The sequence below is a fragment of the Halorhabdus utahensis DSM 12940 genome (genome assembly GCF_000023945.1).
GTDB classification, from domain to species: domain Archaea; phylum Halobacteriota; class Halobacteria; order Halobacteriales; family Haloarculaceae; genus Halorhabdus; species Halorhabdus utahensis.
In genome coordinates, this window is the sequence record NC_013158.1 from 826,535 (window position 1) to 845,184 (window position 18,650).

General features: G+C 63.5%; 17 protein-coding genes. 9 read left to right on the forward strand and 8 right to left on the reverse strand.

Going from position 1 to position 18,650, the window contains the following annotated elements; genetic code table 11:
• Positions 1 to 13: 13 nt before the first annotated feature.
• The 3 genes from HUTA_RS04210 to HUTA_RS04220 all read right to left on the reverse strand — a co-directional run bounded on the left by HUTA_RS04210 (position 14) and on the right by HUTA_RS04220 (position 3,150).
• Positions 14 to 946, reverse strand: a complete 933-nt coding sequence (locus HUTA_RS04210; protein ID WP_015788620.1) for a transketolase family protein — start codon at positions 944 to 946, stop codon at positions 14 to 16.
• Entirely contained in the window at positions 943 to 1,824 is an 882-nt protein-coding gene (locus HUTA_RS04215) for a transketolase (RefSeq protein WP_143920323.1), read from the reverse strand. Before HUTA_RS04215 ends, HUTA_RS04210 begins: the two co-directional genes overlap by 4 nt.
• 150 nt (positions 1,825 to 1,974) lie before the next feature.
• Entirely contained in the window at positions 1,975 to 3,150 is a 1,176-nt protein-coding gene (locus tag HUTA_RS04220; protein WP_049941185.1) for an ABC transporter substrate-binding protein, read from the reverse strand.
• A gap of 208 nt (positions 3,151 to 3,358) precedes the next feature.
• Between HUTA_RS04220 and HUTA_RS04225 the strand changes: the two genes are divergently transcribed.
• The 4 genes from HUTA_RS04225 to HUTA_RS04240 all read left to right on the forward strand — a co-directional run bounded on the left by HUTA_RS04225 (position 3,359) and on the right by HUTA_RS04240 (position 6,651).
• Positions 3,359 to 4,816 (forward strand): family 4 glycosyl hydrolase, encoded by a 1,458-nt coding sequence (locus HUTA_RS04225; RefSeq protein ID WP_015788623.1) that lies wholly within the window; start codon positions 3,359 to 3,361, stop codon positions 4,814 to 4,816.
• 105 nt (positions 4,817 to 4,921) lie between these two features.
• Entirely contained in the window at positions 4,922 to 5,470 is a 549-nt protein-coding gene (locus tag HUTA_RS04230) for a hypothetical protein (RefSeq protein WP_015788624.1), read from the forward strand.
• 104 nt (positions 5,471 to 5,574) lie between these two features.
• The gene (locus HUTA_RS04235) at positions 5,575 to 6,165 is read left to right on the forward strand and encodes a DUF7342 family protein (protein ID WP_049941187.1); all 591 of its coding nucleotides are present in this window, start codon (positions 5,575 to 5,577) and stop codon (positions 6,163 to 6,165) included.
• A gap of 3 nt (positions 6,166 to 6,168) precedes the next feature.
• Entirely contained in the window at positions 6,169 to 6,651 is a 483-nt protein-coding gene (locus tag HUTA_RS04240) for a hypothetical protein (protein ID WP_015788626.1), read from the forward strand.
• Positions 6,652 to 6,730: 79 nt separating this feature from the next.
• On the opposite strand, the gene HUTA_RS04245 is transcribed toward HUTA_RS04240, so the two are convergent.
• Together HUTA_RS04245 and HUTA_RS04250 are read right to left on the reverse strand one after the other, a co-directional pair.
• Positions 6,731 to 9,082 (reverse strand): glycoside hydrolase family 3 N-terminal domain-containing protein, encoded by a 2,352-nt coding sequence (locus HUTA_RS04245; RefSeq protein ID WP_015788627.1) that lies wholly within the window; start codon positions 9,080 to 9,082, stop codon positions 6,731 to 6,733.
• Positions 9,083 to 9,222: 140 nt separating this feature from the next.
• Complete coding sequence (locus HUTA_RS04250) at positions 9,223 to 10,014, reverse strand: SDR family NAD(P)-dependent oxidoreductase (protein WP_015788628.1); 792 nt, start codon at positions 10,012 to 10,014, stop codon at positions 9,223 to 9,225.
• A 154-nt stretch (positions 10,015 to 10,168) separates the two neighbouring features.
• Between HUTA_RS04250 and HUTA_RS04255 the strand changes: the two genes are divergently transcribed.
• Both HUTA_RS04255 and uxaC read left to right on the forward strand, forming a co-directional pair.
• Positions 10,169 to 11,128: a mannonate dehydratase gene (locus HUTA_RS04255; RefSeq protein WP_174256015.1), complete on the forward strand. Its 960-nt coding sequence runs from the start codon at positions 10,169 to 10,171 to the stop codon at positions 11,126 to 11,128.
• A 53-nt stretch (positions 11,129 to 11,181) separates the two neighbouring features.
• Positions 11,182 to 12,549, forward strand: coding sequence for a glucuronate isomerase (uxaC, locus tag HUTA_RS04260; RefSeq protein WP_015788630.1), 1,368 nt, complete (start codon positions 11,182 to 11,184; stop codon positions 12,547 to 12,549).
• Positions 12,550 to 13,057: 508 nt separating this feature from the next.
• On the opposite strand, the gene HUTA_RS04265 is transcribed toward uxaC, so the two are convergent.
• Positions 13,058 to 15,124: an alpha-glucuronidase family glycosyl hydrolase gene (locus tag HUTA_RS04265; RefSeq protein ID WP_015788631.1), complete on the reverse strand. Its 2,067-nt coding sequence runs from the start codon at positions 15,122 to 15,124 to the stop codon at positions 13,058 to 13,060.
• A gap of 129 nt (positions 15,125 to 15,253) precedes the next feature.
• On the opposite strand from HUTA_RS04265, the gene HUTA_RS04270 reads away from it, so the two are divergent.
• The gene (locus tag HUTA_RS04270) at positions 15,254 to 15,703 is read left to right on the forward strand and encodes a Mut7-C RNAse domain-containing protein (protein ID WP_015788632.1); all 450 of its coding nucleotides are present in this window, start codon (positions 15,254 to 15,256) and stop codon (positions 15,701 to 15,703) included.
• 75 nt (positions 15,704 to 15,778) lie between these two features.
• Positions 15,779 to 16,267, forward strand: a complete 489-nt coding sequence (locus tag HUTA_RS04275; protein ID WP_015788633.1) for a DUF5797 family protein — start codon at positions 15,779 to 15,781, stop codon at positions 16,265 to 16,267.
• 21 nt (positions 16,268 to 16,288) lie between these two features.
• On the opposite strand, the gene HUTA_RS04280 is transcribed toward HUTA_RS04275, so the two are convergent.
• Complete coding sequence (locus HUTA_RS04280; RefSeq protein ID WP_015788634.1) at positions 16,289 to 17,338, reverse strand: DUF5787 family protein; 1,050 nt, start codon at positions 17,336 to 17,338, stop codon at positions 16,289 to 16,291.
• A gap of 93 nt (positions 17,339 to 17,431) precedes the next feature.
• Entirely contained in the window at positions 17,432 to 18,127 is a 696-nt protein-coding gene (locus tag HUTA_RS04285; RefSeq protein ID WP_015788635.1) for a hypothetical protein, read from the reverse strand.
• 176 nt (positions 18,128 to 18,303) lie between these two features.
• Here HUTA_RS04285 and HUTA_RS04290 point away from each other — a divergent pair, with 176 nt between their 5' ends.
• Complete coding sequence (locus tag HUTA_RS04290) at positions 18,304 to 18,594, forward strand: hypothetical protein (RefSeq protein ID WP_015788636.1); 291 nt, start codon at positions 18,304 to 18,306, stop codon at positions 18,592 to 18,594.
• Positions 18,595 to 18,650 lie beyond the last annotated feature (56 nt).

An 18,650-nucleotide genomic window follows, 5' to 3' on the forward strand; every position in this document is an offset into this window, starting at 1 on the left:
CCTCCTAGTCGGCTTACGCCAGTAGGTCTTTCGCTGCTTCGGCGATGTCTTCGCCGGTAAATCCGTAGTAGTCGTAGAGATCCAGCCCGTTGCCGGAGGTCCCGAACTCGTCTTCGATGCCGACGCGCTTCATCGGGGTCGGCTGGTTCTCGGCCAGCACTTCGGCGACCGCGCTGCCCAGCCCGCCGATGACGTTGTGGTCCTCTGCGGTGAGGACAGCACCGGTCTGCTCGGCGGACTCGACGATGAGTTCCTCGTCGATGGGTTTGATCGTCGACATGTTGATCACACGAGCGTCGACGCCCGCCTCGGCCAGGACTTCGGCGGCTTCCTGGACGACGTGGACCATCGCACCGTGAGCGATCAGCGTCACATCCGAGCCATCGCGAAGGACCTCGCCCTTGCCAATTTCCGGCTCGTAATCGTCCTCGTCGTGGATGACGGGGACGGATTCACGGATGAGTCGGAGGTAGGCGGGATCGTCGTCCTCGGCGAGGGCAGTCACGAGCGCGTTGGCCTCGACGGCGTCGGCCGGCGAGATGACGCGCATGTTCGGCAGCCCACGGTACGCCGAGATGTCCTCGATGGTCTGGGCGCTGGGGCCGTCCTCGCCCGTGATGACGCCGGCGTGGCTGCCGACGACGGTCACGTTGCGCTTCGGGCGGGCGATCTGCTGACGCACCTGCTCGAAGCCACGCTCGGAGAAGATGGCGAAGGTGTTGGCAAAGACAGGGCGACCGGTTTCGGCGATGCCGGCCGCCGTCGCGAACAGATCCTGCTCGGAGATACCGACGTTGATCCAGCGCTCGGGGAGTTCGTCACGGAACCAGCCCCCGCGGGTGGATTTCGCCAGGTCGGCGTCCATGACGATGAAGTCCTCACGTTCCTCAGCCTCGCGAAGCAGTCCGTTCCCGAAGCCGTTCCGGGTCGAAATCTTCTCGCTCATTTCGTGCTCACCTCCACGGTGTCGGGGTCAAAGCCAAGCTCTTCCATCGCCTCGTCGAGTTCGTCGTCGGTGATCGCCCCGGCGTGATAGCCGTTGGGCTGGGCCTCCATGAAGTCGATCGGGTAGCCCTTGACGGTGTTTGCGATCAGCAGGCGCGGGCCGTCCGCGTCGTTGATCTCCTCGAAGGCCTCGGCGATCTCGCCGAAGTCGTGGCCGTCGACCTCCCAGACGTCCCACCGGAAGGCCTCGAACTTCTCGGCCAGCGGATCGATCTCCATCGTCTCGGCGACGGGGAGATCGTTCTGTTTCTTGTTGCGGTCGACGATCGCGACGACGTCGAGTTCCTTCTCGCCCGCGGACATCGCGGCTTCCCAGATGTTGCCTTCCTGGGTCTCGCCGTCGCCCAGGATGGCGTAGACGTCGTAGTCACGGTCGTCGAAGTCGGCTCCCATCGCCTGTCCGTTCGCGTACGAGAGACCCTGACCGAGCGAGCCCGACGGGAATTCGACGCCCGGGACCTTCGGCGAGGAGTGGCCCGGCAGTTCCCCGCCAAGCCGGCGGAACTCCTCGTTGGGGTCACAGTCGACGAAGTCGTATCGAGCGAGCAACGCGTACAGAACCGGACACGCGTGACCTTTACTGTAGATGAGACGGTCACGATCCGGATCCGACGGGTTCGCGGGATCGACGTTCAGTTCCTCGTTGTACAGCCAGAGCAGATACTCGACGGCCGAAAGCGAACCGCCTGGATGCCCTGACTGGGCCGCATAGACCATCTCGATGATGTCCCTGCGAACCTCCTGTGCTGTCTGGCGATACTGGTCGATTCGATCGTCCAGATCACCATCTGACGTACTATTTCCAGGCAAAGTTTTCACCCGGCGAGATTTTCCCATTTCGGCAGTAAAAAGCTTCCTATCGGCCGTAGTCACCGCCACGACGCGGCCCCCTTTTGACGGATGAACGATGGAACCGCAGCGCAGTGAACCCGTGGAAGGTGCAAGCGTCTGCGGCCGATATAACCCCGCTCAAGAGAGGATATCGGCGAGTCTGTCGGCGGTCGTCGCCGGATCGGGATCGGAGACGAACTCCGCCATCGTGGACTTGACTTCGATGAGTTGCTCGGGATGGACCGCCAGACCGTGGGCCATCGACGGGACCTGTGAGGTGGCGGCGTCGAAGTCCGCCTGCTGATCCTGAAGGAAGTCCGTGAACTCCGAGCGATCGGTGTCGGTCCGGGGTGGGGTCGAACCTTTGTGACGATTGAACGCGGTCTGTGCCTCGCGGGAGCCGGCGTAGGCGAGGAACTCGTCGATCGCCGTCGTGTCGCCGGCAGTACTCGACGGGATGAGCGCGTCCATGTTGATGGGATACTCGCCCGCAGTCCCCGGGAACGGGATCGTATCCCAAGTCTCGCCGTAGTCGTCCTGATCGTACGCGCTGGCAGCCCAGTCGCCCATCAGGAACAGCGCCCCCTCGTCGTCGACAAAGTGGGCGTTGGCGTCGGGCAGCGAGGAGAACTGCGCGTCGTCGTTGGCGAATTCCAGATAGCGTGCCAGAATCGAAAGCGTCGACGCGATGGCATCGCGGTGGCGGTCGGCATCCCCGTTGATGATGTCCCGATACGTCTGGGGATCGGTCTCCCCGAGGACGATCGTCTCCCAGACGTGGATCGCTCCCCAGGGGTTCCGGAGTGCCATCAAGAACGGCGCGACGTCGAGGGCATCATCGAGTTGTTCGAGGACGTCGACGAACGCTTGCGGTGAGTTGACGTCGATATTGACACCGGCTCGCTCGACCATCTCGACGTTGTAAAACAGGTTGTTGATCCGGTGGATGTTCAGCGGGATTGCGTAGTAACTGCCGTCGAAGCGGACCTGTTCTTTGGCCCCCTCGGTGAAGGCATCCACGAGCCCGTTCTCTTCCCAGACATCGGTGATGTCACGGACTGCACCGGTATCGATGTACGGCGTGATGTGCTGGCCCGGCCATTCGATCCAGGCGTCCGGGGCCCGTTCCTGAAGGATCCGGATCTTCACCCGGATAGAGAGATCGTCGGCCGACGTCGTCGTCTCCTCGACGGCATACGACGTTCGGCGCTCGTAGCCATCAACGAGCGCGTTCAGCGCCGCCCCGCCCCACTCAGCCCCCACTAATTGGTGCAGGAGTTCAAACCGCTTTTGTGCCGGTTCGGTCTGTGCCATGTGGTGGAGGTAAATCACCGACGCCCTTAAGCGTATGTCCACATCGGCCGGTCCATTACGGAGATAGGGTCAATTCGACCGGTCATGCGTCGGTCCATTCGGCCGCTGTCGGCCATTTTTGTAACTGTGAGGAACAATCCGTTCCGATTTTCGAAAGCACTATACGATCGCCTGGACCAAAGGTACCCGGAGTCCCTGACGACACACAATGACAGAATCATCATACGGCGTACAAGCCGAGGGTATCGACACCGACGACGTGACGATCGCCTACATCGGCGGCGGGAGCCGCGAGTGGGCACCGAAGTTCTTCCGGGACCTTGCGATCTCTGACCTCTCGGGAGAAGTGCGGCTACACGACATCGACCACGAGAGCGCCGAGCGCAACGCCGAGTTCGGCAACTGGGTCCAGGACCGCGATGAAGTCGAAGCCGAATGGGAGTACGAAGCCGTCGCGGATCGCGACGAAGCGCTCGACGGCGCTGACGCTGTCGTCCTTTCGACGCAGTACAACCCCGCGGAGACCTTCGTCCACGATCTGGACATCCCCAAGGAGCACGGTATCTACGGCGCGGTCGCCGCCACCATCGGCCCGGGCGGGATCTTCCGGGCGATGCGGACGATCCCCGTCTACCGGGAGTTCGCCGCCTCCATCCGCGAGCAGTGTCCCGACGCCTGGGTGTTCAACTTCACCAACCCCGTCCACTTCGTCACCCGCGCGCTGTACGACGAGTATCCCGACATCAACGCTGTCGGCTTCTGTCACGAGGTGCTGTGGACGCGCCATCATCTGGCGAAGATCGTCGAGGAAGAACTCGGCGAGGAGGCCGCGCGGTCGGACATCTCGGTCAACGTCAAGGGCATCAACCACTTCACGTGGATCGACGAAGCCCGGTACAAGGGCCGGGACCTCTGGCCCCTGCTCGAAGACCTGGTCGACACCGACCGCGCGAACCGCGAGTTCACGCCCGAGGACCTCGAAGACGATTCGCCGTTCACCGACAAACAGCAGGTCACCTGGGAGCTGTTCCGCCGCTTCGGCGTCTTCCCGGCGGCGGGCGACCGCCACCTCGTCGAGTACGCGACCTCCTTCCTCGTCGGCGGCAAGGAGGGGCTCAACCGCTGGGGCGTCAAACGGACCACCAGCGACTATCGCGCGAAACACTGGAACCCCGCCGAGTCCGAACAGACCACCGACGTCGAGGCCTGGATGAACGGCGAGCGGGAGTTCGAACTCTTCCATTCGAACGAAATCTTCGACGACATGATGATGGCGCTGGCCGGGGAAGACACGATGGTCGCGAACGTCAACATGCCCAACGAGGGGCAGGTCACTGACATCGAAGACGGTGCCGTCGTCGAAACCAACGCCGTGATCCGAGAGGGCGAGATCAAGCCGACCACCGCCGGTGGGTTCCCCCGTCCGGTCCGGTCGATGATCAACGGCCACGTCGACACCATCGAATCGATCATCGAGGCCTCTCGCACCGGCGACATCGACGAAGCCTTCGCCGGCTTCCTGCTCGACCAGCAGGTCCGGACGCTCCAGACCGAGGAGGCCCGCGAGATGTTCGCCGAGCTGGTCGCTGCCGAGGAAGAGTATCTCCAGGGCTGGGATCTCGACGGCTCGGACGTGCTGGCGGAAGCCGACGCCTACGACGCCTAAGATCGCTCGGTTCGGTTTCAGAGTGATGCTGCGCTGAAGACAGAACGGGCCACGCGCCGGTCACCACGATTTATGCCGTCCGTTCACAATGCTTCGAACCCCCGCATGAATCCGCTCCCGTGGCTGCTCGATTGGCCCCCGAATCGCGGTACGATCGCCGTATTTGTGGTCCTGACCGCGTTCAGCGTCGGGACGCTGGTACTATTTGGCGGCGTGACCGACGAGATCACGGCCGAGAACGTCACGATCGAGTCAACCGATCTCTCCGTCAAATTGAACGGCGAGATCGACTTCCCGGACGTCGAGGACGACTCGGTGCAGACGTGTATGGGATACGGAACGCCGGGTGACAGTGTCAGCGTCCTCGGGGACGTGTCCGTCCGGATCCCGGCCGAGAGAACCCGAACCGACGCGGAGACGGAGCGACTGACACTCGCAGTGAGTCTCGATCACACGTCGGAGCGCACCACGCAGCCACTGACGCGGACCGGCGACGTGACGACGGACGTCTTCTGGATCCGGAACGACGACGAAACCCTCGCCGTGAACGAGACGGCAGGGGTTGAAATCAGCGTGCTGTCGGGTAATTCGACGGTGGCCAACAGCACGATGGCGATGCCCGTCGAGAACGGCACGCGAACCTATGACTGCTGACTGGCCAGCGACAGAGATCTCGAAAGAAGGAATGCCGGAACGAAGAGCGGAATAGTATAGAACCGTACCGAAGGGCTATGTTACTCCAACCAGTAGCTGTCCACATGAACGATCAAAGTCAACCGGAAGAGTTCGCGGATGTCAACGAGGCGGTCGAAGACGAATGGGAGTCCGAGACGACTCCCTACGAACGCATCCGGCACGTCGTCGCCCACGCGTACTCCCCTGTCTCGGCCGATGCAGTCGCCGACGACGCGCTAACAACCCCGAAGACGGCGCGAAAACACCTCGAGACGCTCGCCGAGGAGGGGTTCGTCGAGACGTCGCCCGGCGAGCATGGCGGAACGCTGTATCGCCGGTCCCCGGAATCACTCGTCGTCGAACAGGCCGCGGACATCCTCGAGCACGTTACGACTGACGAACTCGTCACGCGGGTCACCGAGATGCGCGAGCGACTCAACGAGTACCGCACCGAGTACGGCGTCGACTCCCCGGAAGAACTCGCCGTCGAACGGACGAATCAGACGCTGTCCGAGTCTGGTTCCGCCGGGCAGGAGATCGATCCGGAAACGGTCCGTGACTGGAAAACGCTCCGTCGAAACCTCGCGTTCGCGAACGCTGCCCTCTCGATCGGGACCGCCGAGCAGTTCGTCGGCGAGGACGATCGCTCGACTGACGAGAGCATTCCCGCCTGAGACATGACGGGCCCGACCGATCAGCCGGAACATCATAGCCTTCGCGGGGCGATTGATCGCCCGGCACTACTCACCATTCGGGATATCGTCGAGGAGATGGAACCGCTCGCGACAGCCCGACTCGACGACTATCTCGATCCTTCACGTGTCGAAGTCACTCTCGACGACGGACTCGGTGAGGCAGACCGCGCACGGATCGATATCCGATGGACGACACGGGGAGACTACGCCTTCCACTATACGGACACGGAAGGGGTGGACGTCCGCTGGGGGAAACATCCCCATGGAGGCGAATACAGACGTGTCGAGGGACTCGAACACCATCACCCACCGCCGGATGCGAGTTCCGATCCTGACAAGGTCCAGGACTCCTGCATCACACAGTCTTCGGAGGCACTCGTTACCCGGGCCGTTCTTAAACTCTGGCGTGTGGCCTACCACACTGAGGCATACACACCACTCAACGCTGGGAGCAACCCGCCATAGGACAGTACGCCGTGGCCCTTGTCGTTCCCGCCTGATAAACCGAAACGCAAACCCGGGTCGCGAGACCCGACGAATGGGTCTATTCGACCGGTTCGACGCTCGTCTCGGTCAGGTAGCTCCGGGCAGTCCGCGGGACGACTTTCGTGTCCGTGACCTCGAAATCAGCAGTGTCGACGATCTCGGCCGCGGATTCCCCGACGCGGAGTTCGTAGGGGCCTTCCTCGACGGCGAGATGCATATTGAGATCATAGTAGGCGAGTTGCGTCGCGTCGAAGGTGAACGTGACACGCTTTGACTCGCCGGGTTCGAGATGGACGCGTTCGAAGCCGAGCAGTTCCTGGACGGGACGGGCCTGGCTCGGGTTCTCGGCGTGCTGGTAGAGCTGGACGACGTCATCGCCTGCCCGCTCGCCCGCGTTCGTGACCGTCACGCTCGCCGATAGACTGCCCATCGGTTCGACCGTTCCCTCCTCGAGTTCCAGTTCGCCGTACTCGAAGTCGGTGTAGGAGAGTCCGTGACCGAAAGAGTACAGCGGCTCGCCGTCCATGTAGACGTGCTCCTCATTGGCCGAGTTTGGCTTGCGGCTGTAGTAGACCGGTTGCTGCCCGACTGATTTCGGGATCGACACCGGCAGATGCCCGCTCGGGTTGTACTCGCCGAAGAGTACGTCCGCGATGGCGGTGCCGCCCGCTTGGCCGGGCAACCAGGCATGCAGCAGGGCCGGGACAGTCTCGGCGATCTCCGGGATCGCGTGGGGTTTGCCGCTCACCTGGACGACGACCAGTGGCGTGTCGGTCTCGGCGAGACGGTCGATCAGTTCCGCCTGGACGCCCGGTAACTCGAGGTCGGTGACGTCACAGTTCTCGCCGCTGGTCGGGACGTCAGGCAGTTCGGACGGGTTCTCACGGTCCGCGAAGTCGATGTCCGAGCGTGCGCCGACACACGCGACGGCGACGTCCGCGTCGGCGACGGTCTCCTCGGCAGCATCGAACTCCTCGGTCGAGGGGCCGGTCATCGTCGCACCCTCGACGTACTCGACGTCGAAGCCGGCTGTCTCGCCTTTGGCTTCGAGCGCATCCCGTGGCGTGACACACTCGAAGTCACCGTCTTCCTCGGTGTCGAAGCGGGCGGCGTGGGTGTAATCGCCGACCTGCGCCCGGCCGTCGTCGGCTTGCGGGCCGACGAGCGCGACCGAGTCGAGATCCTCACCCGCGAGCGGCAGGAGGTCGTCGTTCTCGAGCAGCGTCATCGACTCGCGTGCGGCCCGGGCGGCGAGTTCGGTCTGCTCGTCGGTGTCGAACGGCTCGGACGCAGCCTCCGGGTCGACGTACGGGTCGTCGAAGACGCCGGATTCGATCTTCGCCCGGAGCACTCGACGGACAGCGGTGTCGACCGTCGCCTCGCTCAACTCGCCGTCCTCGACGGCCTTGAGGAGGTTCTCGCCGTAGCAGTCGGTCGCCGGGAGTTCGATATCGAGGCCCGCCTCCAGTGCGGCGACGCCGGCCTCGCGCTGGGTGTCGGCGATCCCGTGTTCGGTCTTGAGCAAGTCCACGCTGAAGTAGTCCGCGACGACGTGGCCATCGAAGCCCCACTCGCCACGGAGGACATCCGTCAGCAGCCACTCGGAACTCGCACACGGGACGCCGTCGATGTCGTGATACGCGTTCATCACGGCTCTGGCGTCGGCCTCCCGGATCGCGACCTCGAAGGGATAGAGATGAACCTCTCTCAATTCGCGCTCGCCGATCTGGACCGACGAGCGGTTCTTGCCGCCTTCACCGCTTCCGTGGGCCGCGAAGTGCTTCAGCGTCGCGTCGATCCCGTCGCCGTCGTTCTGGAGCCCCGAGACGTAGGCGGCACCCAACGCACCGACGAGTTGCGGGTCCTCGCCGTAGGTCTCCTCGACGCGGCCCCACCGCATGTCTCGGGAGACATCGAGCACCGGCGAGAGCGCCTGGACCGCGCCGACTGCCGCAAGTCGTTTGCGGATCGAGTCCGTGATCGATTCGACGAGTGCCGGCGACCACGTACTCGCCAGCCCGATCGACTGCGGGAAAATGGTTCCGCCAGGGCCCCGGTAGCCGGTCAGACACTCCTCGTGTTCGAGCGCGGGGATGCCCAGCCGCGTCTCCTCGACGAGATACTCCTGGAAGGTGTTGATCATCTCGGCCGCGTCTTCGGGATCGAGCAGTCCCTGACTGGCGATCTGGGTCAGGTGGCCGATCCCGTTTCCGAGATACTCCTCGACCACGTCATCGTCGATCCCGCCGTCGTCGTCGATCATTTCCTTCTCGGGGATCACGCCGATCTGCTTCGGGGGAATCCCGCTCAGCTGGCCGGCTTTCTCCTCGAGCGTCATCTCCGCCAGTAACGCGTCGATCCGGCGCTCGGTCGGTGCTGTCGAGTCCTGGATGATATCGGAGTCAGTCATGGAGAGTACCGTCCCTTCGTGCTCGGGTAGCACCATTCAACGTTTCGGAAACTATCAATTCAACAATCAAAATGACACTGCAGAAGTCGAGCCGTTGACGACGTGAACGGCGTTCGCGGGCGCAGCGACTGAGTGGACCGTTACTCCCGGTAGCCCCAACCGTCCGCGCTCCAGCCGCCGTCGGCGTGGAGAACTTCGCCAGTGACGAAGTGATCGTCACGAGCAAGGAAGAGGATGTTCTCGGCCATCTCCTCGGGCGTCCCGTAGCGACCGACCGGCGTCCGTCGGCGGATGTCCTCGTTGGAGTAATCGGCAGAGTCCTGGGTCTGTTCCGTGATATCAGTGTAGATATAACCGGGAGCCAGGGCGTTGACGTAGATGTCTTCGGGCGCCCACTCGACGGCGAGGGTGCGGGTGAGGTTGATGACGCCGCCCTTGGCGGCGCAGTACGGCGAGCGCTTCTGGAGCCCCATCTCGCCCATCATCGACGCCATGTTGACGATCGACCCGCCATCCTCCTGTTCGAGCATCTGCTGGCCCGCGATCTGGCTGCCGATGAACACGCCCGTGAGGTTGACGTCGATGACCCACCGCCAGTCGTCTAAGTCCATCTCCTCGGCGGGGGCGATCTTGGTGACGCCGGCGTTGTTGACCATCACGTCGAGTGAGCCGTACTCGGAGACGGTGGCGTCGACGGCGACCTGGACATCCTCCTTCGAGGAGACGTCGGTCTCGACGTACTTGGCCTCGCCGTCGTTGTCCGCCTCGTTGATGGCCTCGTGGGTCGGCGTCCCCCCGGTCTGGGGGTCCGGCTGGATGTCCGCGTTCGTGACGTTCGCGCCGGCTTCCCCGAAGCGTTTCGCGATCGCGCGCCCGAGCCCCGAGGACGCGCCAGTGACGATAACTGCCTTGTCTTCAAATTGATCTGTCATTGTTTACCTCGTCTAATCGCAATCCAGTTACTCACTTCAAGCCGTCGATACAGCCACCCTGCTGGTATTTCGGGCGTTCCGAGAGCCGCCGTTCGATGACGGGACCGACGGCCACAGCGAAAGATAGAATTGCCCACGTTCGAAAGTCGCGTCCATGGATACAGCACTGATGCTCCCGCCGCGCCCCGACGAGCGCTGGACCTTCGCCAAGCAACTCGGCGTCGACACCGCCGTCGTGCGCTTCTGGGGCGTCGACGGCGAGTGGTGGGACTACGACACGCTGATGCAGACCAAGAGCCGCTTCGAGGACCACGGTTTCGACCTCGATGTCGTCGAGGACCGCCCGCCGATGGAGAAGACAGTGCTGGGCAAGGAGGGCCGCGACGAGGAGATTGAGGCCGTCAAGCAGCTGCTGCGGAACATGGGCCGGCTCGACATCGACGTCTACAGCTGGGTCTGGACGGAGCTCCCGCTCGGGGTCATCCGGACCTCCGACTCACTGCCCGGCCGCGGCGGTTCCAAGCGGATCGGCTACGATCACAAGTGGATGGAGCAGGCCGAAGACCACCCCGAGGCCGGCATCACCGAAGAAGAACTCTGGGACAACCTGGAGTACTTCCTGAACGAGGTCGTCCCCGTCGCCGAGGAGGCCGGCGTCAAGATGGCGCTGCACCCGGACGACCCGCCGCTGTCGCCGGTCCGTGGCGTCCCACGGATCGTCACCTCACTCGAGGACTACGAGCGCATTCTGGACCTCTATGACAGCCCGAACCACGGCGTCAACTTCTGCCAGGGGAACTTCGGCGCGATGGAGGCCGACACCGAGGAAGCCATCGAGGCGCTCGCCGAGAAGATCCACTTCGTCCACTTCCGGGACGTCGAGGGGACGCCCGACTCCTTCGCCGAGACCTGGCACGACGACGGGCCGACGGACATGCTCTCGACCATGCAGACCTACGCCGACGTCGGCTTTGATGGGCCGGTCCGGCCCGATCACGTCCCGCGGATGGTCGGCGAGGAGGACCGCGAGGAGACGATGGCCGGCTACACCGACATGGGCCGGCTGTTCGCTGTCGGCTACATGAAGGGGCTGCTCGAGGCCGTCGAGGCCTGAGCGACTGCGACCGTCTCGTAACTACTTACTGCCGGCGGGTCGGACGTGACGACATGGCATTCCTCGACGACGACTATTTACTGGAGACCGACGCGGCGATCGACCTGTACGACCACATCGCCGACCGACCGATCGTCGATCCCCACAACCACATCGATCTGGACGAGATCCTCGCGAACGATACCTGGGACGACATCTGGGCGGTCGAGGGCGCGACCGACCACTATATCTGGCAACTCATGCGCAAGCGCGGCGTCCCGGAAGCAAAGATCACCGGCGACGCCACCAATCGTGAGAAGTGGGACGCCCTGGCCGAGACGCTGCCGATGATGGCCGGCAACCCGACCTACGAGTGGCTCCATCTCGACCTCAAGCGCCGCTTTGGCATCGACAAAGAGGTCACCCCCGAGACGGCTGACGAGATCTGGGAGGAGACCAAAGCCCAACTTCAGACCGACGAGATGCGCCCCCAGGCAGTCCTCCGGGAGATGGACGTCGAGATCATCTGCAGTACTGACGACCCGACTTCCCAACTCCAAGCCCACGAGCGATTCGCCGAAGAGGTCGAGGACGTCGAACTCCACCCGACGTTCCGACCCGATCGGGGGATGAAGATCGACAACGCCGAGTGGTCGACCTTCGTCGAGGAACTCGACACCGTCACCGAGGCCGACGTTTCCACCTTCGATGGCTTCCTCTCGGCGTTCGAGGAGCAACACCACTACTTCCGCGAGCACGGCTGCAAGGCGTGTGACATCGGGACTGGCACGAACCCACATTCCAAGCCCGTCAGCCAGCAGCGGGCGGCGGAGATCTACGACGCTGCTCGCCGCGGTGAGAACCTCGACCCAGCGGCCGTCGAGGACTTCTGGGCGTTCATGCTCGAGTTCATCGGCGAGCTGAACGCCGAAGCGGGCTGGGTCACCCAGCTGCACGTCGGGGCCGTCCGAGACTATCGCGAGTCGCTGTTCGACGAGGTCGGCATCAACGCCGGCGGCGACGTCGCGACCCAAGACGTCGATATCGTCGAGGACATCGACTACTTCCTCGATGCCTTCGACGGAAAAATGGAGATCGTCCTCTACACGCTGGATCCGACCCACTACCCGAGCGCGACCGTCGTCGCCCGAGCGTACCCGAACCTCTCGATCGGGCCGGCCTGGTGGTTCCACGACTCGCCGATGGGCATCGAGGAACAACTCGAGGAGGTCGCCTCGATCGACCTGCTGGCCAACCACGCCGGCATGGTCAGCGACTCCCGGAAAGTGGTCTCGTACGACTCGCGCTTCGAGGTGTTCCGCCGCTCGCTCGCGAACGTCGTCGGTCGGATGGTCGACCGTGGCCAATTGTCGATGGACCGCGGCAAGGACCTCGTCGACCATCTGGCGTATGACCGGCCGAAGGAACTCTACGGGTTCTGAACTAGCACACTCCGGTATTCGTGCCGGGAAAACAACTGCAGAGACGACGGAATCGGTGACAGACAGCCTGAAAGCCCCGGCAGGCTTCGCTCCCAGGCCTCTCACGGCTTCGCCGTTCGAGGAAACGTGGCCTCGCTTCGCTCGGCCACGCACTCGTTGCGCGCGCTTGCTTCGCTGCGCGTGCTTACTTCGGCCGGGTTCGCGTAGCCTGCCGCCCCTTTCATTCCCACCCGAGCAGTTGATCAATCGGGCTACGTGGGTGGGAATGAAAGGGGCCGCTCGCTCGATCCGTCCCGGACGACGTAAGCAGCGAGGGACCGCGGTCCCTCGGGCCGTGCGAGCGGCGTAGCCACGAGCAGAGACCGCAACGGAGTGAGGACCGCAGCGAGTCCCGGACGGATCGAGCGAGCCGGGGCTTTCAGGTTGTTCGGAATGCTCCCAATCTACTGGAAAACGTGCTTAACGTAAATTATCTTGTAGCCAGCGCGTTACTGACTGGCAGCAGCCCTCAGGAAACGCGACCCTGCTCGTCCTCGATTTCCGCGAAATCGTAGAAGTACCCGGTGATGACGTCGCGCCACTTCTCGGCCTGGTGGACCTGCTCGTCGAAGCGCGTCGCGACGTGCTCGAAGCGCCGGTCGTCGATCTTGCCTTCGAGAGACATCCATAGATCACGGAGGCGTTCGGCCTCCTCGACGCCGTCGTAGAAGTTGTCGTAGAGGCGCTGGATAACCGTGGTGCCGTCCTCGAGTTTGTGATCCCACGGGAGGTGATGGAAGAACAGGAGGTACTTCTCGGGACAGGTCTCGACGTCCTCGAAGCGCTCGGCGACGGGCTCGCGGAACTGCTGGGCGTAGCCGCTCCCTGAGGACGTTCGATCGTAGCCGATGCCGTCCTCGGTCGCTCCGTGATAGCCCGGCCACTCGCCGGGGGAGGGGAGGTAGTGGTTTTCGAGATACTCCTGACCGTTGTGCATCATGTGGATCAGGCCGAGGCCACCGGTCTCGTAGTCGATGCAGGCCTCCCAGGAGTCCAGCAGGATCTCCCGGACGGTGTCGATGACTTCCTCGTCGGCCCCGAATGTCTGGGTGATCCACTCGTCGGTGATCGTCTCCGCGTCGAGGTCGGGATCCCAGATCAGCCGCCCGAAAGCGTAGAGGTTCGATTGCATGAGGTAGTGGCCCGTCCAGGTGCGATCCTCGCCGATGGAGGTGACGCCGACGACGCCCTCGCCGTCGCCCCGGAAGAAGTCCTGGACGCGGGACTCCTGGCGGTCGGCGTGGGTGTCGAACTCGAGGATCTCCTTCCACATCGGGAGGTGGGAGGTCGCGTGGACGCCCTGGCCGGTGTACTCGCCGGTGATCTGGAGTTCCAGGCCGAGATCGGTCTCGGGCATTGCGCCGAACAGCGTCGAGACGGGTTCGCGGGGCTGGAAGTCGATCGGGCCGTTCTTGACCTGGACGGTGACGTTCTCGGCGAAGTCGCCGTCCAGCGGTTCGAAGGTGTCGTAGGCCTGGATGGCGCGATCCTCGTGGGAGCCGTAGACGAACGCCCGCCACCAGACGCGCCCGCCGTGGGGTTCCAGAGCCTGCGCGAGTGCGTTGGCCCCCTCGACGTGGTCGCGGTCGTAGTTGTAGGGGCCGTCCTGGCCCTCGGAGTCGGCCTTCACGAGGAAGCCACCGAAGTCCGGGATCAGGTCGTAGATCTCGTCGGCCTTCTCGCGCCACCACTGCCGGACGTCCTCGTCGAGCGGATCGAACGTGTCGAGGTCGCCGATGCGCTTGGGCGCGCCGAAGTTCACCGAGAGGTAGATCTGGATGCCGTACCGCCGGAACACCGACGCGAGGCTGGTGAGGTCTTCGAGTCGACGAGTTTCGAGGAGTCGCCACCCATCAAATTCCTGGGACGCCTCGTTCGTGCTACCCCGGGGGTAGTACTCGGTGTTGACGTTGTTGAGGACGACACCGTTGATGCCCAGGGAAGCGAGCAGGCGGGCGTAGTCCTCGTATCGGTCCCGGAGATCGGGCAGGCGATCGAAGTCGAAGATCGACTCGCCGGCGTAGCCCCGTTCGACCGTCCGGCGGAACGGGCAGTCCCAATGGTTGATCACTCGGTTGGCGTAGGCCGGCTCTTCCCGGACGTCGATTTCGTCGATGGCCTCGCCCATGTTCAGCAGTCGAAGGAGGTGGAAGGTGCCATAGACCAGGCCCTGATCGGCCCCGCTCGTGACGACCAGGCAGTCCTGGCCCTCGTACTCGACGGATCGGATCAGATAGCCGTCGTCGTCGAGGTCGTCGACCGCCCCGTCGGGGATCGATTCGGCGATGACTTCCATGTCGCCGGGCGTCCCGATCGCGAGGAACCCATCGACCGTCTCCGGGCGGTGTTGCCAGAGGTGGACGTCCTCGTCGAGCAGGCCGGGGATCGCCTCCCGGAGTTCGTCCCGGACGGCGGTGCACTCGGGGGATTCCTCGGCGACGTAGGCATGTTTGAGACGGCGGCGATACGACGCGCGTTGGTCCTCACTGACGCGGTCGTATCGGAGCCAGCAGTCGTCGTATTGGTCACGAGGCATATGCTCCGGAAATCACCGCCCGGCCACAAAACTGTACTGATCAGGGGGGTGGCCAACGCAGTCGGGTACGGGGCCGAAGCAGTGACCGTCGCTGGCCTTTTTCAATCAGCACGCGTGGTCACAGACAGCATGGCCGATCGGCTGTTACTGGACGCGATGCTGGGGAAACTCGCGACGTACCTGCGGATGTGCGGGTACGACGCCGCCTACGCACTCGATCGCGGCATCGAGGCCGACGACCGGTTGCTCGCGATTGCCGACGCGGAAGACCGCACCCTGCTTACCCGTGATCGACAGCTCGCAACGCGGGCAGCGGACAGCCTGTTGCTTGCATCCCACGACGTCAACGAGCAGTTGCGCGAGTTGCAGGACGCCGGATACGAACTGACACTCGCGACGCCGCCCGTGCGGTGCGGGACGTGTAACGGTCACCTCGACGCGGTGGGAGCCGACGAACCGACGCCGGCGTCGGTCCCCAGCCCGGACGCCGAGTCGGTCTGGCAGTGTCGGGACTGTGGCCAGTACTTCTGGCAGGGCAGCCACTGGGACGACGTCGCCCAGACGCTCGACGAGTTGTGAGTGGCCACGCGAGACAGGCTGCTGGGACGGATCGAATCCAGAAGGCTGTAATACCGTGTGGGCGAATCACCGTCGATGACGCTCTCCGATGAGGCCCTACAGCGCCTGGCTGACGTAGTCGCCCTCCAGCCGACGAAAAATGCCGAACTCCAGGGGGAGTGGGACTTAGAGAGCGGCAGTGAAGTCCACCAGGTGCTCGAATCCGACCTCGGCGAGTACTATTATCGCGACGAGGACAGCCTGATCCGTGCGACGCCGGAAGCGGCCGAACTCGTCGAGCGCGAGGGACTGGTCGAGGGAGGAAACGACGACTTGACAGTCCACGTCTCGGCGTTACAGTGCCGTGTGCTGGAGGTGATCGCCGGCCCCGAAGCGGAACCCCAGAGCGTCGTCTCGGTATTGCAGGACGTTCGTGAGACCGGGGAAGATCCGTCAGTCGACGACGTCCGAAGCGCACTCGGCAGCCTGACCGACAAGGGGATTCTCGAACGCGTTCGCACGACAGTCCCGACCTATCGACTGGCCGTCGAACGTGACGAACTCACGGTCGAAAAGCGCGAGTGAAATCCCTGCTGCGTTTCTGACTTACTTCATGCCGGGGCGCTGACGCCGACGCCGCCGTGCCAGCAGTCGCTTGATCGCCGCACCTGGCCCGCCCTCGATCGGCCATCCCTTCGTCCGCCAGACTGGCGGTTCGGGTTCGAATTCACCGCACGAACCGCGACACTCCGCGGCAGTCTGCCGTCGGTCCTTGGCGGCACAGAACGGGGTCGGTCCGGGCTCTTCCCAACTCAGCTCAAAATGGCGACAGTCGGGCCGCATCGACTCGACGTAACTTCGCCACCCGCGTTCGTAGGCGCGTTCGGCGATCTCTCGGCGTTTTTGTGCCTTCCACTCCGGGTCGACGTACTCGAAACGCGCGGCCGAGGCGTCGTGGTCGCCACCCGAGGGGCGGTCGAGAATCCGGACGCCAGGTTTCGACGGGTCGAGCGTCCGGGGGTTCCAGGCGACATCGGCATCGCCAGCCGATGGATCGACGACCAGGATGCCGGCCTCGACCGGGACGTTCTCGAGTAACGCGGGTTCGATCCGCTCGCCCGTCTCGGCCGTGGCGACCCACACTTCGTCGGCCAGTCCCATCGCGACGTCGCGTTCGATCTGAGGGGCGAGGTGGCGCGCCGCACTCGCGTCGAGATCCGGTTTGTTCTCGATCGCGATCACACGCTCGATCCATGACGGATACACGGACTTCCGGCGGATCTCGATCCGGCCACCGCTCTTGCGGACAGCCAGGATTCCTCGATCTCCTGCACGATGGATCGCCTCCCGGACGTACCGCCAGGGATAGCCGGGATCGGGGAGTGCATCGCGGTAGTAGGTCCACTCGGCGGGCGCATGCGGGATGACGTCGAGTAGATCCGAGTCGAGAGCGCGTTCGCCGAACTCGGCACGCTGACGGAGACCATCGCGATCACATTCGAGGACGATCGTGTCCCACCGGCGACGTTTCGTGCCAAGTTGCCGGGCGACGACCAGTGGGTTCTCGCAGTCGCTATCGGGCGGCCAGGCGCGCTCGGCCCACTGACAGACACCCAACTCGAAGTCGAATTCGGCGTGAAAGTCCTGGCCGGTCACGAGTGAGGTAAGTGGCGCGGTTGTCGAAGGCGTTTCGATAACCCGGGGATGGTGAGTCCTCGCGAGTCAGATGACATCCTGCATCCCCGCGGATCAGACCACGTCCCGGCGCTTGTAGATGTAATACCCGCCGATGACGTACGGACCAGCCAGCAGGACAGTCGTGAACAGGATGGACGTAAAGTACGTGATCGGGTTGGGATGCCACGCCGTTCTCGCGTTCATCCGCCTGGAGTCGTGATACACGGCGAGCGCCAGTGGCGGACCAAGCCCCAACAGGACGAGTGTCGCCGTGACGTCCAACCCGCCGATCGCAAACCCGACCAGCGCCAGCAGCCCCCCACCGACACAGAACATGACGATCGGAAACCAGAACGGAGACGACGAATCGGGCGGGAAATACTCGTACCGTTTCCGGAGATACGGCAGGACAACGAGCCCGGACAGTGCGAGTCCGCCGAGGGCATAGAGGATTGGAAGCGGATGCCACTCGATATCGGCTGCCTGGAGCGTGCTGGCGTCGGCGTACAACCCGACCGCGGCGATCATGTGATACAGCACGCCGTACAGCGGCAAGGCGATCAACAGCCAGCCACTGATCGAGGCGATCGGTTCGGGAAACACCGCTGTGGTAGTCGTCCTGAATCCGCTCGTCGTCACTGTCGCCGCGGTCATCGAAACGTAGCTGAAAATGCCACCGGCGGCGATCGTCAGCACCCACAGCAGGAAAAACCCGTATTCGAGCACCCGACACCACCGAGTAGACAGTTCGTCCCCCTCCCCCGTCATACAGACCGAATTTCATTAATGGCTGATAAAACTATCGGATTTTCGGATGGGGGGCCACTCGAATCGAAGAAAGAAAGCCGCTGAACCGCGCGTCCCGTCGAGAAATACCAGGAACGGATCCGAAAACGAACCCGCCCCAGCACAACGTATTTGATTGGACGAGTAAAGCTATCAATATGAACGACAAGCAGCGATTGATTGTCGGGTTCAGTGGGATCGCGCTCGGGAACACCCTGCTGGCTCTCGGCTCCTGGCTACGGGCGGACTCAATCATCTTGACCGCCGGTCAAATCGTGGTCGCCCTCAGCATGGCCATAGTGGCAGCCGGGTATCTGTTTGATTTCAGCCAGTACGAGCCACCCAACGACAACCGAATGTGGGAATTGTTCCCAACAACTGTCATCCTTCTCGGGATCATCATTTCGGCCATGGGTGCTGTCCTCGTCATCGTGGCGCTGATCAACTGATCGGTCGGTGCCAGCCGCATCGTCCCAGCCTCTTGGAGTCGTTGCCGAGGGGCCAG

Coding starts and splice junctions, on each gene's coding strand:
- HUTA_RS04225 (WP_015788623.1), top strand. CDS start 3,359: ATGACAGAATCATCATACGGCGTACAAGCCGAGGGTATCGACACCGAC.
- HUTA_RS04285 (WP_015788635.1), bottom strand. CDS start 18,127: ATGACGGGGGAGGGGGACGAACTGTCTACTCGGTGGTGTCGGGTGCTC.
- HUTA_RS04255 (WP_174256015.1), top strand. CDS start 10,169: ATGGATACAGCACTGATGCTCCCGCCGCGCCCCGACGAGCGCTGGACC.
- uxaC (WP_015788630.1), top strand. CDS start 11,182: ATGGCATTCCTCGACGACGACTATTTACTGGAGACCGACGCGGCGATC.
- HUTA_RS04250 (WP_015788628.1), bottom strand. CDS start 10,014: ATGACAGATCAATTTGAAGACAAGGCAGTTATCGTCACTGGCGCGTCC.
- HUTA_RS04235 (WP_049941187.1), top strand. CDS start 5,575: ATGAACGATCAAAGTCAACCGGAAGAGTTCGCGGATGTCAACGAGGCG.
- HUTA_RS04230 (WP_015788624.1), top strand. CDS start 4,922: ATGAATCCGCTCCCGTGGCTGCTCGATTGGCCCCCGAATCGCGGTACG.
- HUTA_RS04220 (WP_049941185.1), bottom strand. CDS start 3,150: ATGGCACAGACCGAACCGGCACAAAAGCGGTTTGAACTCCTGCACCAA.
- HUTA_RS04240 (WP_015788626.1), top strand. CDS start 6,169: ATGACGGGCCCGACCGATCAGCCGGAACATCATAGCCTTCGCGGGGCG.
- HUTA_RS04210 (WP_015788620.1), bottom strand. CDS start 946: ATGAGCGAGAAGATTTCGACCCGGAACGGCTTCGGGAACGGACTGCTT.
- HUTA_RS04265 (WP_015788631.1), bottom strand. CDS start 15,124: ATGCCTCGTGACCAATACGACGACTGCTGGCTCCGATACGACCGCGTC.
- HUTA_RS04270 (WP_015788632.1), top strand. CDS start 15,254: ATGGCCGATCGGCTGTTACTGGACGCGATGCTGGGGAAACTCGCGACG.
- HUTA_RS04275 (WP_015788633.1), top strand. CDS start 15,779: ATGACGCTCTCCGATGAGGCCCTACAGCGCCTGGCTGACGTAGTCGCC.
- HUTA_RS04290 (WP_015788636.1), top strand. CDS start 18,304: ATGAACGACAAGCAGCGATTGATTGTCGGGTTCAGTGGGATCGCGCTC.
- HUTA_RS04245 (WP_015788627.1), bottom strand. CDS start 9,082: ATGACTGACTCCGATATCATCCAGGACTCGACAGCACCGACCGAGCGC.